The sequence below is a fragment of the Shimia abyssi genome, from assembly GCF_003014475.1.
In the GTDB taxonomy this organism is placed as follows: Bacteria; Pseudomonadota; Alphaproteobacteria; order Rhodobacterales; family Rhodobacteraceae; genus Shimia; species Shimia abyssi.
Genome location: NZ_PYGJ01000001.1, coordinates 1 through 13,753, shown reverse-complemented (window position 1 = coordinate 13,753; position 13,753 = coordinate 1). Strand labels below are relative to the sequence as shown.

The 13,753-nt window shown below is 57.2% G+C and carries 15 protein-coding genes; 6 read left to right on the top strand and 9 right to left on the bottom strand.

The window, feature by feature from the left end:
• Positions 1–34: 34 nt before the first annotated feature.
• Positions 35–1,219 carry an adenylate/guanylate cyclase domain-containing protein gene (locus tag CLV88_RS00075; protein WP_106606344.1) on the bottom strand — a complete coding sequence of 395 codons (1,185 nt, stop codon included), beginning with the start codon at positions 1,217–1,219 and terminating at the stop codon, positions 35–37.
• A 24-nt stretch (positions 1,220–1,243) separates the two neighbouring features.
• Here CLV88_RS00075 and CLV88_RS00070 point away from each other — a divergent pair, with 24 nt between their 5' ends.
• On the top strand, positions 1,244–1,633 hold the full coding sequence (locus CLV88_RS00070; protein WP_106606343.1) for a hypothetical protein: 390 nt from the start codon (positions 1,244–1,246) through the stop codon (positions 1,631–1,633).
• A gap of 759 nt (positions 1,634–2,392) precedes the next feature.
• Here CLV88_RS00070 and CLV88_RS00065 read toward each other — a convergent pair.
• The 5 genes from CLV88_RS00065 to tyrS form a co-directional block, all read right to left on the bottom strand.
• Positions 2,393–2,986, bottom strand: a complete 594-nt coding sequence (locus tag CLV88_RS00065) for a hypothetical protein (protein ID WP_106606342.1) — start codon at positions 2,984–2,986, stop codon at positions 2,393–2,395.
• 9 nt (positions 2,987–2,995) lie between these two features.
• Positions 2,996–3,751 (bottom strand): SDR family oxidoreductase, encoded by a 756-nt coding sequence (locus tag CLV88_RS00060; protein ID WP_106606341.1) that lies wholly within the window; start codon positions 3,749–3,751, stop codon positions 2,996–2,998.
• A 324-nt stretch (positions 3,752–4,075) separates the two neighbouring features.
• The gene (locus CLV88_RS00055; RefSeq protein WP_106606340.1) at positions 4,076–4,519 is read right to left on the bottom strand and encodes a hypothetical protein; all 444 of its coding nucleotides are present in this window, start codon (positions 4,517–4,519) and stop codon (positions 4,076–4,078) included.
• Positions 4,520–4,915: 396 nt separating this feature from the next.
• A complete protein-coding gene (locus CLV88_RS00050) occupies positions 4,916–5,302 on the bottom strand; it encodes a ribbon-helix-helix domain-containing protein (protein WP_106606339.1) in 387 nt (128 codons plus the stop codon).
• Between the two features lie 343 nt (positions 5,303–5,645).
• Positions 5,646–6,893, bottom strand: coding sequence for a tyrosine--tRNA ligase (gene tyrS, locus CLV88_RS00045; RefSeq protein WP_106606338.1), 1,248 nt, complete (start codon positions 6,891–6,893; stop codon positions 5,646–5,648).
• Between the two features lie 63 nt (positions 6,894–6,956).
• Between tyrS and CLV88_RS00040 the strand changes: the two genes are divergently transcribed.
• Positions 6,957–8,063, top strand: coding sequence for an anhydro-N-acetylmuramic acid kinase (locus CLV88_RS00040; protein ID WP_106606337.1), 1,107 nt, complete (start codon positions 6,957–6,959; stop codon positions 8,061–8,063).
• 166 nt (positions 8,064–8,229) lie between these two features.
• Here the strand turns inward: CLV88_RS00040 and CLV88_RS00035 are convergent, their stop codons facing one another.
• Positions 8,230–8,655: a cupin domain-containing protein gene (locus tag CLV88_RS00035; RefSeq protein ID WP_106606336.1), complete on the bottom strand. Its 426-nt coding sequence runs from the start codon at positions 8,653–8,655 to the stop codon at positions 8,230–8,232.
• Between the two features lie 123 nt (positions 8,656–8,778).
• Between CLV88_RS00035 and CLV88_RS00030 the strand changes: the two genes are divergently transcribed.
• Positions 8,779–9,039: a DUF1330 domain-containing protein gene (locus tag CLV88_RS00030; protein ID WP_106606335.1), complete on the top strand. Its 261-nt coding sequence runs from the start codon at positions 8,779–8,781 to the stop codon at positions 9,037–9,039.
• Between the two features lie 7 nt (positions 9,040–9,046).
• Here CLV88_RS00030 and CLV88_RS00025 read toward each other — a convergent pair whose 3' ends face one another.
• On the bottom strand, positions 9,047–10,042 hold the full coding sequence (locus CLV88_RS00025; protein ID WP_106606334.1) for a helix-turn-helix domain-containing protein: 996 nt from the start codon (positions 10,040–10,042) through the stop codon (positions 9,047–9,049).
• Between the two features lie 190 nt (positions 10,043–10,232).
• Between CLV88_RS00025 and CLV88_RS00020 the strand changes: the two genes are divergently transcribed.
• The 3 genes from CLV88_RS00020 (at position 10,233) to CLV88_RS00010 (ending at position 13,602) form a co-directional block, all read left to right on the top strand.
• Positions 10,233–11,618 carry an amidohydrolase family protein gene (locus tag CLV88_RS00020; RefSeq protein ID WP_106606333.1) on the top strand — a complete coding sequence of 462 codons (1,386 nt, stop codon included), beginning with the start codon at positions 10,233–10,235 and terminating at the stop codon, positions 11,616–11,618.
• A 69-nt stretch (positions 11,619–11,687) separates the two neighbouring features.
• Positions 11,688–12,440: a DUF3299 domain-containing protein gene (locus tag CLV88_RS00015; RefSeq protein ID WP_165798772.1), complete on the top strand. Its 753-nt coding sequence runs from the start codon at positions 11,688–11,690 to the stop codon at positions 12,438–12,440.
• Positions 12,430–13,602, top strand: a complete 1,173-nt coding sequence (locus tag CLV88_RS00010) for a carbohydrate porin (RefSeq protein WP_243403518.1) — start codon at positions 12,430–12,432, stop codon at positions 13,600–13,602. Before CLV88_RS00015 ends, CLV88_RS00010 begins: the two co-directional genes overlap by 11 nt.
• Before the next feature lie 37 nt (positions 13,603–13,639).
• On the opposite strand, the gene CLV88_RS00005 is transcribed toward CLV88_RS00010, so the two are convergent.
• A partial coding sequence (locus tag CLV88_RS00005; RefSeq protein ID WP_133169890.1) for a hypothetical protein occupies positions 13,640–13,753 on the bottom strand: 114 nt, incomplete at its 5' end.

Below are 13,753 nucleotides of genomic sequence, written 5' to 3'. Positions count from 1 at the left end.
TGCATCGGTGTCGTTTTGCGCGACGCAGTGCGCGTTAACCTTTGTGCGTGTCCGGCGGACTGTGCAGCGCAAAGAGCGGGATTGGATCTGAGACGCCTCGGATTTCGTGGAGGCCGCAGGGCAAAAACTGGTCTGGCGCGGCGTTAGCGATAGTGGCGGTGGCAAGCCCCTTATGACCGAGTGACTTTGTCAGCCCTTCGATGCGGCTGGCAAGGTTTACGGCAGCGCCGAGCACGGTGAAGTCGAGACGGCCCGGACTGCCGATATTGCCGTAGCTCACCGGGCCTGCATTGAGACCAATGCCAAGGTCCAGAGGAAATTTGCCCGACGCGGCGCGTTGCTCATTGAGAGGCGCGAGCCCGTCAAGCACGGCGCGCGCTGCGCGGATGGCGTTTCGACATTGGCTGGCATGATTGGCACGGGTCGGAATCGTGAAGACCGACAGGATACCATCGCCCATGAATTTCAGAACATCGCCGCCATGTGTTTCCACCGATTGAACGACAAGATCAAAATAGGCGTTGAGTGCATCAAACACCTCGTCTTCGGGGGCGGATTCGGAAAGGGCTGTGAAGCCGCGCAGGTCCGAGAACATCACCACCGCGTCGAGCGTCGTGCGTTCGCCACGTTTTATGGTGCCATTCCAGACCTCGGTTGAAGGACCGGTGCCAAGATAAGTGCGCAGCAGGCTGCGCGAGGATTTACGCATGGTGACAGGTTCGAGAGCGGCAGACAGCGCGGGCAGGGCGGCCTCGATCAGGGCGAGGTGTTCAGGGGAAAACCCATCCGGGGATTGGGTGACAAAGGTGCATCCGTGCATAGAGCCATCGCCGTAATAGAGCAGAGTGGCGTAATAATCTGTGCCGCCTTGCTCAGCGAATTCGAGGTAAGAAATGTGATCGCTTGCGGAATCAAGGTTGCGCAGGGATTTGTGCAGTGGACGGCGGTGTTTGAGGATGTATTCAAATGAGCTGCCGATATAGCCGTCTGTCAACATACGTTCATGGGTAACGTCGTAGGCGTCTGTGCTGTCGGGTGTCCAGACAATGCCCCATGCGATCAGCAATGGATTGGCAAAACGCTGGCCAATATTGACCCGCCAAAAAGGCACACCAGCAGCGATCAGCGTTTCACAGAAATGGGTGACCACCGCCTCGGGGTTGCCGGATTGGCGACCGGTTGTGATCATCCATTGGGTGAGGGAGTTATGTGAATCCATGTGGTAAGTGTATGGAGGGAAATTATGCGTGGAAAGGGCTGTCAGGTCGCGCGGTCGGGATTTGTCGAACTGGTATCAAATCCTGCCAGTTTCGAAGCGCTTCTTTTGAGCATGTCTATTTTGTCCAAGTTGCCGCAGCTTGCCGTATCGCAGCCCCGACCCGAGAAAAATACATCTGCAACCCGCTGGTCCATTGACGGGTTCGAGGACCCGTTTGACCATGGGGTTTTGCGCCGCCACCCGGATTTTGCAACGCGGGCGGTGTTGGATTTTTCATTCACGCATCCCGCGCGTGAAGCGCGCTCCTGGTTTGGGGGGCAACCGGTGATGCTGCGAGACGTCGATTGGCCCCGGATTGAGGGGCGTCGGGCGGTTTTCTGTCGCAGATTGCCTGTGCCGATTTGCGCGCATTAAAGGCGTTGTTGCACGTCTGGGTCAAGATTGTCAGCCTTAATGGGGAGGACGCGCGCCAAGGGTTTGCATCGCGGCGCAGGCACAGAACCAATTGGTTGGCGCCCGCAGTGTTACCATTATGGACTTGTGTGCATAGGGCATTGACGCGCAAGAAATGGGGTTTGAAGCCTCCAGCGGGATACAGAATTTGTGTCGTCGATTGGAGACCCCGCCGTCGGACGACCCGGAAAAACTGGCAATGTTGCGGGATAGGCTGGCGCATTTGATCAATGTTGAGGCTTGGGCCCAGGTCGAGCGGGACCGTAGCGCATCGGACTTGGCGGCATAGCGTGCGTTGTTTGACGGGGTCGTGCGCAGGTGCGTGATCCGGACGCGTATGAGGGCTTGCGTGCGGCGTTGATTGCAGCGGATCGGACTACTCCAGCGCTTGGGAAATGTGCGCAGGTGCGTGTTCCGTATCGCGCGTCGATCGAAGTACTGGAGGCTGCGCGCGCAGATTTTGCAAGGTGTGGATGCGGCGGGTGTGTCGGAGATCGCTATATAGATCCGTTTTGTACAAAATTGGGTGGCGCTGGAAGCGCGTGTTGTGCTGAGCGCATCTGAGCTGGCTCAGGGGCAGAGTATGTTCGCGCCGGAGCGACCGGAAGGCTGTGTCAGGGGCGACATGAACACGCTTGCGACTTTTGTGCCTCGGCATGACTTGGAGAGGAGCGGTGACCGTGTGCGATGGGCGATCGCTACCGGGTGAGCGCAAGGCCCCTAGGGCAAGCGCACTGTTGGCGTGTAGCCGTTGTGCAGCGCATCAAGGATGGGTTCGGCGGTGAGCACGGTGACAGTGCCGGTGGGGCGCTGTCTGGGTGCGCGGTAGCTGGACGGGTTGAACGGGAATAGCGCATCGGCCCAAAGCAGTGCGGGTCCATCATCGGTAAGAATGAACGCCCCGTTGGGCAGGTTGCGGATATCGTCGCGGTGGCGGCGCTGGCCAAACTGGCGTGGGATGGCGCGGGCGCGGTGCAGTTTCTGATCAAACTCGGCCACTTTTCCGGTGTGGCGTGTGGCGGTTAGAAAGGCGTTGAAATCGGGCCGACGGCATTCACCGCAAGGCCGGTGGCCCGCGGCAAAGGCCACGGCCTCGTCATAGAAAAACAGCTCGGTATAGCGGTTGGCGGACATGATCGGGCGTTTACGGCCCTTGAACTCGGTCAGACAACAGACCCATGCCTTGTGTCGCCAGCGCGCCTGGCTGAGCTGGCCGGAGGCAAAATGCAGGATGCCCCGATTGCCCATGAACTGGCCACGGGTGGGGTGGGCGATGATATCTCCGGTGGGTTGGACGCGGTTCTGCTTTGGCATGATGCCTGTTTACTGCATCCGTAGCGCGCCGTCGATGCGAATGACTTCGCCATTGAGATAGCCGTTTTCGACGATGAACCCGGCAAGGCGGGCGTATTCGGAGGGATCACCCAAACGTTTGGGGCAGGTGGCGGATTGGGCGAGCTGGTCCTGAACCTCCTGAGGCAGGCCCTGAAGCATAGGCGTGAGGAAGATACCCGGCGCAATGGCCATGACGCGGATTCCCGCGCGCGCAAGATCGCGCGCCATGGGCAAGGAGAGGCCAACAATGCCGCCCTTGGAAGCGGCATAAGCAGCCTGGCCACGTTGGCCGTCCATGGCAGCGATAGAGGCGGTGTTGATGATCACTCCTCGTGCGCCGTCGGGTTCGGGGGTGTTATGGGACATGGCGTCTGCGGCAAGGCGCGCGACGTTGAACGTGCCGACAAGGTTGATGTCGATGGTTTTCTGGAACATGTCGAGCGGGTGGGGGCCGTTTTTGCCAATGGTGGTGGCGGCAGGCGCGATACCGGCGCAGTTGACGGCAGCGGTGAGCCCGCCCATTGAAGATGCTGCGGCGGTGATGGCGGCGGATACACTGGCCTCATCCGTGACGTCGGTTTTGTGGAACGTGCCGCCGAGGTCAGCGGCCAGCGCGGTGCCTGCGTCCTGGTTGAGGTCAAGCAGCGCGACCTTGGCGCCTTGTTCGGCAAAATGGCGGGCGGTGGCAGCACCGAGCCCCGAGGCGCCCCCGGTAATAATGGCGCATGTGGTGTCGAGTTTCATGTGGTGGTCCCTAAGTGGCATGAAATGAACGTGTGTTCAAATAACGGGACATGGGCCTGTCTGTCTAGGGGGAGTTTGATTGGGGGCGTTGCCCCCATCGCTGCGGGGCAGCGATTCCCCCAGGATATTTTGGGCGAAAGGAAGATGATTTGGTCTGGTGCCTGCGGCGCGGTTAGACGTGCAGACCGACGGGTCTGCCGGGGGGTCCGACCCCTAACCGGGGGCGGGTTTTTGGCTGTTGAACCGTTACAAATAAGGTCCTCTGGTGTGGGGTCGGCAATTCCGGTAACGTCTTTACGCCCGTCGGGGGTTGAACCGACCTGATCACTCATCCGTCGGAGGGGTTCCGTTGGGGGTGGCGTCGATAATTGTGGTGTCGAGTGGACGCTGACCGGGACGGAATTCTTCTCCCGCTGGTATAGGCTCGACGTCTATTTCCTCGGGTGGGCGGGGCTGATTGATACCGACAGTTGGCGCTGGGTCGGCTGAGGTATCTGAGGTATCTGAGGCATCTGTGCCTGCCTTGGACAAAACGGACAGAACGAAGTCGTATGCCTTCTGGCGCTTTTCCAGCACAGAGCCGTCCGCACCCTGATCCTGACTAGCGAGGTAATCCTCGGCTCTCTCGACCTGCTTTTCTGTCAAGGGTGGTCCGTGGAAATATGGCTGTAAAGTTTTGGCAGCAACCACCCCGACGTCCGTTGGCACAGACGCATCATTCATAATTGTGGCGAGGGCGATATTTGGATCGGCTGTGGCCGGGTCCATTCCGTTGTCCTCGAAATACTTCGTTACGCGAGCTTGGATGGCGGCTGGTGATCGACCTGAGTGTTCCCTTGCCCAGCGCTTGTTGACGGCAGCTCTGGCAGTTTCGCTATTGAATGGTGCTCTGTTGATTACGTGAACCATACCCCAAAAGTATACGTTCTGGAAAAGGAAGTAAGGCGTTGATTTTGAATAACATTATCCACAACCCGCAAACCGACTGTTTTCGCATGAAATGGACCGAACAGCTCCCGAAACCCAGCCTGCTTGGTAGGAATGCCGTACCCCCCGTAGCCCCCGGTAGCTCTCGACCCTAGCTAGGTAAAATAAGGTATCTACCCGGTAGGGTAGTATATAGCCCTACAGCCCCACTACCTACGGTAGTTGAACTAGTTTTACCTAACTAGGGTGAAAGGTTACGAGGGGGTTAGACACTGCGTCTGGGTCGCTTGCTTCCGCTGCTACTGCCATCGCAATTTCCTTGGGGCTGGGGTTTGCAGACGGACACCGCTTGAGGGTCGCATACTTGTTGAACAGGTCCCCCGCCGAATTTCTGATGGTTAGCCAATCATTGTCGCTGGACTTCGCCACCTTGTCGAAAAATCCGTCCACAACGGTGGAAGCTTTGTTTGCGAGGGTAGTATTCACCTTTTGTTCTCCTTTAAATTTCTTATATTTCTCCACAGATGTGCGGATGATTTCTGACTTTGTGAGATTTTCGGTCGATGCGAGCTGATCGAGTTCTGCAAGAAATTCCTGCGAAGCTGAGAAGCTGGAGTTAGGCACGATCTTAATCCCATAACAGGTTGATATTATTTACATAATACCCCGCACGTTTTGATCTTAAAAGTGAAATGACGTGATGCGGGCGGATTAGTTTTGGTGGTGGGGCTGGTGATGTGGCTGGGGTGTGGCTGGGGTGGCGTTACCGGATTGGCGGGGAGCGTGATGATGCGCTGGGAGGTGCTCCGGCGGTAACTTGACGTAAATGCGTTACCGGATTTGGATATTCCGGTAACGTTGGATTTTCGCCGATATAGAAAACCGCTTGATATTAAGGTCTTAGCAGGGGTCTATTGCCTTCGGGCTGGTAGTGACTAGCCCCCTCCGCGGGGGCGGACATCGCGGTTTAGCCGTTCAGTTGCACCAGAGCATGGCGTTTTTTGCCTGCGCTGAGCTTGATCGGGTCGGCAAGAGCACTTGCGTCGATCATCAGTCCGGCGTCAGTCAGCGGCGCGTCGTTTATCCGTGCGCCATTTTCAGCGATCAGGCGCTTGGCCTCTTTGCCGGATTTGGCGAGGCCGGATTTCACGATCAGCTGCACGATAGAGGCTGGCAGATCGGTTGATGCAAGGGTGACGGTGGGCAGATCATCGCCCACGCCACCTTTTTCAAAGACTTCGCGCGCAGTCGCCTCAGCCGCCGCCGCCGCATCCGCGCCGTGGCAAAGAGTTGTAACTTCATTCGCCAGGATGATCTTGGCGGCGTTGATTTCGGACCCTTCCAGCGCACCCAGACGGGTACATTCATCGACCGGCATTTCCGTATAGAGCTTGAGGAAACGTCCTACATCCGCGTCGGTGGTATTGCGCCAGAATTGCCAGAATTCGTAAGTGCTGCGCATGTCGGCATTCAGCCACACTGCTCCATCCGCCGATTTGCCCATTTTCTTGCCATCTGACGTGGTCAGGAGCGGCGAGGTCAGGCCAAATATCTGGTTTTCATTCACGCGCCGCGTTAGATCGATGCCGTTGACGATATTGCCCCATTGGTCGCTGCCGCCGAACTGGAGAAGACAGCCATAGCGGCGGTTCAACTCAAGGAAATCATACGCCTGAAGGATCATGTAGTTGAATTCGAGAAATGACAGCGACTGTTCGCGATCCAGTCGCGATTTCACCGATTCGAAGCTGAGCATACGGTTGACCGAGAAATGGCGGCCAATGTCGCGCAGGAATTCAAGATAGTTCAGGTCATCCAGCCATTCGGCATTGTTGAGCATCACCGCGTCGGTCGCGCCGTCGCCATAAGACAGGTATTTGGCGAACACTTGTTTGATCCCGGCGATATTGTCGTCGATCTGATCAGGGGTCAGCAGCGGGCGTTCATCGGCGCGGAACGACGGATCGCCCACCTTGGTGGTACCCCCACCCATCAACGTAATCGGTTTGTGCCCGGTTTTCTGCAACCAGCGCAACATCATGATCTGGATCAGGCTTCCTACATGCAACGACTTGGCCGTTGCATCAAATCCGATATAGGCGGGAACGACACCGGCCACCAACGCGGCATCCAGCCCTTCGTAATCGGTGCAGTCGGCGACAAAGCCGCGCTCCAACATCACAGCGAGAAAATCCGATTTGGGCTGGTAGGTCATGGTCTGTGTCCCGTATTGTCTGCGAAGCCGTGTATAGGCGCGGATGAGCAGAAGGAAAAGGCCATGTTGCAGGCCAGAGAAGTAAACGCGTGCGTGCGGGCGTTGGGGGCGATGTCGGGCACGTCGCTGGACGGCGTTGATGTAGCCGTGCTCGACACGGACGGGCGGGTGATCCATGGCTTTGGTCCCAGTGCCTATCGCGCCTATTTGCCCGAGGAGCAGGCAACGCTGATGGCTGCTCTGGGCCATTGGAACGGCCCAGAGGCCGATGCCGCTGCCCGCATTGTTGAGGCTGCACATCTGGAGGTCCTGAGTGGTTTTGACGATGCGGAATTGATCGGGTTCCATGGCCAGACATTGGCGCATGAACCACGTGGGCGCGGCACATGTCAGGTTGGCGACGGTCAGGCGCTGGCCGAGGCACTGCACACTCCGGTGGTCTGGGATTTTCGCTCAGCCGATGTGGCGCTGGGGGGCGAGGGTGCCCCGCTGGCGCCGTTCTTTCACTTTGCCTGTGCCAAGTGGTTCGGAGCAAAAAAACCGGTGGCCTTTTTGAACCTTGGTGGCGTGGGCAATCTGACATGGGTGGACCCGTCCAAGGACACGGCCGAAACGCCCGGCGCGTTGTTGGCGTTTGATACCGGCCCGGCCAATGCGCCGCTCAACGACCTGTTGCGCCAGCGACGCGGAGTGGCCTTGGACGAGGGTGGAAAAATTGCCGCAAATGGCACGGTGGCAACCGGCGCGCTTGAGCTGTTTCTGGCCGAAGCATATTTTGGCAGAATTCCACCCAAATCTCTGGACCGAAATGATTTTGCTGAGATGATTGAGCTCGTACACGAACTGTCAGACGAAGACGCTGCGGCAACCATGACCGCCATGTGCGCCGCGTCTGTCGCCCAGGGCATGGGCCATTGCCCGACGCCACCAGAACAGGTGCTGGTCACTGGCGGTGGCCGCCACAATCCGGTTCTGATGCAGATGCTTTCCGTATCGCTGGAATGCCCTGTCGCGCCAGTTGAATCCGTCGGGTTGGACGGTGACATGCTCGAAGCACAGGCGTTTGCCTATCTTGCGGTGCGTGTCGCAAAAGGCTTACCAACGTCTTGTCCCACGACAACCGGGGTATTGGCGCTGGTGGGTGGTGGCACACTCAGCGAACCAACCTGAGCGGCCACGATTTCAAAATTGAGGATCTGTTGCACCCCGGCAATACGGCCATCTGGCCTTTCATCTTGCCAAAAATACTTCGGGGGTGAATTTTGCCTGCAAGGCAAAAGAGGAGGCTGGCCCCCTCATCGGTCGGATCGGCAACGCCGATCCGAAACCCCTCAAACTATCGCGAAATGTCAAAACCGCGTTCCGCCAGCGTGAAGCCCTCAAAGCGAAACCCAGGTGAGACAGTACATCCAACTAATGTCCAATCGCCTGCGCTGCGCGCGGACTGCCAGTGATGGGTTGGCACAATCAGTTGCGGAAACTGACCAGCGCTCAGGTCCGGCCCCAATGTTTGATCGTGCGCCGGGCCGGTTTCGGTTGCGCTCAGCGACAGGATCAACGGAGCGCCGGCATAATAGTGCCAGATCTCGGTCGCATCGACCTTGTGCCAGTGCGATGTCTCACCAGCCGCCAGAAGAAAATAGATCGCTGTCCCTGCTGGTCGCGCGCCTGTTGCCGGAGTATCGACCCAGGTCTGGCGGTAGTGCCCCCCTTCGGGATGCGGCGTCAGGTCGAGTTTTTTGATAATGTCCTGAGCGATCATATTATGCTTTTTCAATGCGTTCGGCGCGCAATGGCCGCTTGGTTGCGAAAGTTGGACAGCTTATAAGTGAATTTGCCCTCGATTTGGTGTACCATAGACAATGTATTTTGACAGGGTATTGATATGTCTTTTGTTTATTTGGTAGCCCGTCCCCGACCGCAAGGCCGGGGGCGTTTTGACAGTTTCAAAGAGCGGTCGCAGCCCGTGATTGAGGCGTATGACGGTCGCATGGTCGATCAGAACGCACCGGAGCACAACGCTCGAATTGGCCGACAAATGTTGGTGGTTGCGTTTGACACGATCGAGCAGGGTCGCGGGTTTTATGAATCCGATGCCTACGCCGTTGCGCGGGATCAGGCCACTGATCAGTCTGAGCCATCCTGACCGCTCATCAGTGGGAACTGTTGACCTGAGCCGCCCTATGTGCGCTGGGGGAGGTTCCTGTTTGCGACTTGAAGAAACGGGCAAAATGCGATGGGTCTGCGTACCCTAGCGATTGGCCGATGTCTGAAATTGTCCTTTTAGGATCAGCGAGGGCTTGGCAAGCCAGTCTAATTTTCAGAGCCTTGAGCTCCCGCGGGAGCGTTGTACCTTGGCGTTTCAGCCCTGCTTTTAGGGCCGAAAGTGACATGCCCAGATCCGCGGCAAGCTGATCCTGGGAAATCACTTGTTGAGACAAATGAGGTTTGGCCGCCGTTCGCAACGCGACGATCAGCGAAAGGGCGATGTCGTTTGGCGCGGGAGTTTGGCTGGGCAGTTGCAAAGCAATCTTGTGGTGTAGCCATTTGGTTGGAAAGGTGAGGGCCAGCCCATTGCGGTCATGTCGCAGGATCGTGGCGCCAAGATATCCGCGCGGAAGCGCCTGGGGATAGGCAGTATGTAAAATCAGACGGGACGGGGCCCATTGCGCGCCGGTCACCATTTGCAACAGCCGCGTGTGCATGGCCAGTCCGAACCCATCGATATGCGCGGTTGATGCTTTGGTCGAGACGATACGCATCACCGCGTATGTGGTGGTATCGGCGCGGATGGCCAGTTCGTGACGCACCGAGCTTGCCTGTTGCGGGACCAGCTGTACGAAACGCGTATAAAAATCTCCGATGCTGGACGCATCCTGTGCTGCCTCGGTCAGGACGGGCCAGCGCGACAGGTCAAACTGTTCCCCGACATGGCAACCCAGAAACGGGTCGCGGGCGTGATCGGCCAAACGATTGACAAGACCATAGATCGTGTCCGCATGAACGCTTATGTCCGGGTTCTGCACCTTGTCGCTGCTCAGGCCCCATTCGTTCAGAATGGGATCCGGGTCGAACCCCAGGGAGCGTATATGATCCACAAAGGGCCGGACAAGGATTAAGCGGATCATGCCGTCAAACTGTGTGATCATGCGACTGCCATTTGTGAGGTGGTGGTGTGCTTGGGGACCTGACTTTGGATTATCGCGTTACAGGTACGAAGATAGTACCCACACTGGCCAGTTTTTACGCAATAGTTGCAATTGAGTACATTAAACTGGCCATCGACGCGGCACCAGTTCGGCTACTCTTAAAATCAGATGACGAGCGAGGGAGAAGATTATGATTCGATTTGGAGCATTCTTAACAATTGCCTTTGCGGGGGCGGTTTCAGCCCTGACCGTAACGGCGCAAGAGGCTGATAAGCCGCAGGTACTATTCACAAATGTTCACGTCTTTGACGGCGTAAACGAAGCGCGTATCGAGAACGCCAGCGTTCTCGTTGAAGGCAATCTGATCAAAACGGTTTCGACCGACGCAATTGATGCGCCGGATGCAACGGTGGTCGATGGCGGCGGTCGCACATTAACTCCGGGGTTTGTTGAGTTACACGCACATCTGATGCTGATGGGGCCGACGCTTCCTTCGATGGAGGCTAATACGACATGGGAGGATTTTGCCATCCACGGGGCGCGAATGGCGGAAATGTACCTTATGCAGGGCTTTACAACGGTACGGGATGCTGGCGGCGCCAATGGCGGATTGCGCCGTGCCATTGAGGCCGGGCAGATTGTGGGCCCACGATTTTACCCCTCTGGAGCGTTCATCGGGACACGCGGTGGGCACGCAGATTTTGCCAATTTCACAGCACCTCCGGGATCGTCCACAAATATGAGCCGGTTGAATATGGCACAGGAGGCCAGTGGGGTCGACGACGTCTACAGATTCGGTCGCAACAACTTCCGGATGGGTGCGACGCAGCTTAAATTCATGCAATCCGGGGGCGTGGTGTCTGCTTTTGATCCATGGCAGCTTTTGGCGGGATCCAAAGAGGAGATAGAAGCGGCCGTACAAGTTGCCAGTGAATATGGCAGCTATGTTATGGCGCATTCGTATCGCAAAGAAGCGATCCTGACTGCGTTGGATGCGGGCGTAATGTCCATTGAACACGGGTTTTCGTTTGACTGTGAAATTGCAGATGTCATGAACGAAAAAGGCGCCTATATCACCACCAACCTGACGGCTTTTGACCCCGGACTATTAGATATACCTGCCGTCGCGAATGTACCGGCGAGTCTGGCCAAAGCAAAAAGCGCCTCTGCGACTTTTGCGAATTACATCCCGAACATGCAGGAATGCCCGGTCAAACGTGGGTTCCAAACCGATTGCGTTGGCTCGGTGGAGGCGTGCAATATTCAGATCGCTTATGAAAAGCACCTCAACAATGAGTTTTTTGGACCCTATTCCTCGTTGGTGACTTTGACGTCCACGGGGGGCGAGGTTGTTGCGCTGTCGGGGGATTTTACAAACCCATATACAGCCGGAAAGCTTGGCGTCATTGAAGAGGGGGCCTATGCCGACATCCTGTTGATCGATGGCAACCCGCTGGACGATTTCACGGTCACGGGCACTGGGACACAGTGGTTTGGCGCTGATCCGCGCCCAGAAAGCCCCGAGACCATTCGTATCATCATGAAAGATGGCGTGATCTATAAGAACACTCTGTGACAAGGTGAGGGCAGGGCGGTTTGGTTGCAGACCTGCCCTGTCGTGTTTTCGAATCTTGGGAGAGATATGGTGAAAACTCTTTTGCTGGGCATGTTAGCTGTGATCTGGGCGCAGACCGCGTGGGCCGAGGCGGTTGGTGTGGCGTGGTCCGATCTGGTGGATCAGTCTGTGCAGCGCTTTGACGATCCTTATGCAGATTTGTCGGCTAAGCAGTTGCAGGCCCTCATTGAGATTGTGCAGTTGCGCGAACGGTTAGATGGCGGGCAAGTGTTTCAGGAAGATCGCGTGAGCGCGTCAGCGCGGTTGCGGGCGGCCGAAGGTGATTTGGCTGAGGCCGGGATCGATATTGACTGGCTGATCTCGCAGCGTTGGGTCGTGGCGGAGCGGCGCGAGGCGGCTGCCTGGGCAGGCAATGCAGCGCTGGATGGCAAAACGGTAATTCTGTCTGGCTACACGATCCCGGCACCAGCCGATGCAGACGGCAGGCCATCAGCCTATCTTGTGCCGGAACGAGGCATGTGCAGCCATTCACCGCCGCCTGCGCCCAACCAGATGGTGCGTTTGCGGCTGAACGAGGATTGGGCGCCGCGCCTGTTGTACGAGCCGGTCGTGGTGCACGGCGTACTGTCGCTTGACCCCTCTAAGCGAGAGGTTGTGGTAGTTGACGGCTATGTCCCGATGCACGCGAGTTTTTCACTGGAGGTTAAGATCGCCGAGGCGGTGCATCAGACCCAGCCAATGGCCGCGCAAAACAGCGCGTGGGTGGAACAGATGAAAGAAAAGCTGAGGGCGGCAAATCAGGAGGCCAGTGTTGAAAACTAGATTATGCGCTTTCTTGGGGATGGTGTTGTGTGCGGCAAGCGGTGGCGCATGGGCACAAAGCGGTGGGCTAAATGGTCCGTCGTCGGTTGCGGCAGATCTGGCGCCGGGAGATGGGCTGACGGATCCGCAGTTTCGGTCGGATTTTCCGCAAAACGTCGTGCCGGGGTGGTTTGCGTGGAAGGACGGGCTGGCCGGGAACGGGTTCAAGTTTAATCTGGACTACCTGTCGCTGGGCTTGTCGTCAGATGGCAGCACCGGGGACGCGGCTGGCGGGATTGCGCGGCTGTATGGCAGCTGGCAGGCCACGGAAAATGGCAGCCTGACTTTTAAGATTGAAAACCGCCATGGCTATGGATCGCCTGATCCGCAGAATATGCTGTTGGGGCAGGGCATATTGTCGATCCCCGGCACGGCATTCAATGACAACGGTTCGTTGCTGACCAATCTATATTGGACACAGCGCGCTGAAGACGGCGCGTGGACGTTTCAGATTGGGCAGATAGATGTCACTGATTTTCTAAGTATTTACGGGTTGGTGAGCCCCTATACTGCGTTCCAGAACCTTGCTTTTAACACCAACCCAACCATCAGCGCGCCGGATCAGGGGCTAGGCATGGCGTTTGGGGCCAGACTGGGCAAAAACGCCTATGTGGTGGCCAGCGTGGCCGATGCAATGGGCGATCCAAGTGAGCCGGATTTTGACGTGTTTGACCATAGGCGGCTCTTTAAGAGTGTTGAGATTGGGTACACCAGCGGGTTTGACCGCATCTATTTTGACAATGTGCATCTGACACTGTGGCACACGGATGGCAAAGCGGCGGAGGATTACGGAGCCGCCTTTTCCGGGGCGTGGTTTATTGACAATAAGTGGATGCCTTTCCTGCGGGCAGGCACATCCAAGGCGACAGAGGCGCTTTATAAAAATACCGTATCCGGTGGGATTGGCTATTTCGGGCGCAATACGGATTTGGGTGGGGTTGGGCTCAACTGGTCCGAAGCCGCCAATGGGCAGGAGCAAATGACAGCAGAGGTGTTTTATCGGTTTTCCGTGTCACCGGGATTGCAAATCACGCCGTCGATGCAGTTCATTCATGATCCCATAGGCAGCACAACCGGGCGGGATATCACGTTGTTTGGCCTGCGGGCGCGGATGGTGTTCTAGAAAAGTGTGGCGGGGCCGAAACCCCGCCGCTTGTAGCTTATTTGAGGATCGAAGTTCCCGCATATTCCGCGGTTTCGCCCAGTGTTTCTTCGATGCGGATCAGTTGGTTATACTTGGCCAACCGGTCCGAGCGCGACAGTGAGCCGGTTTT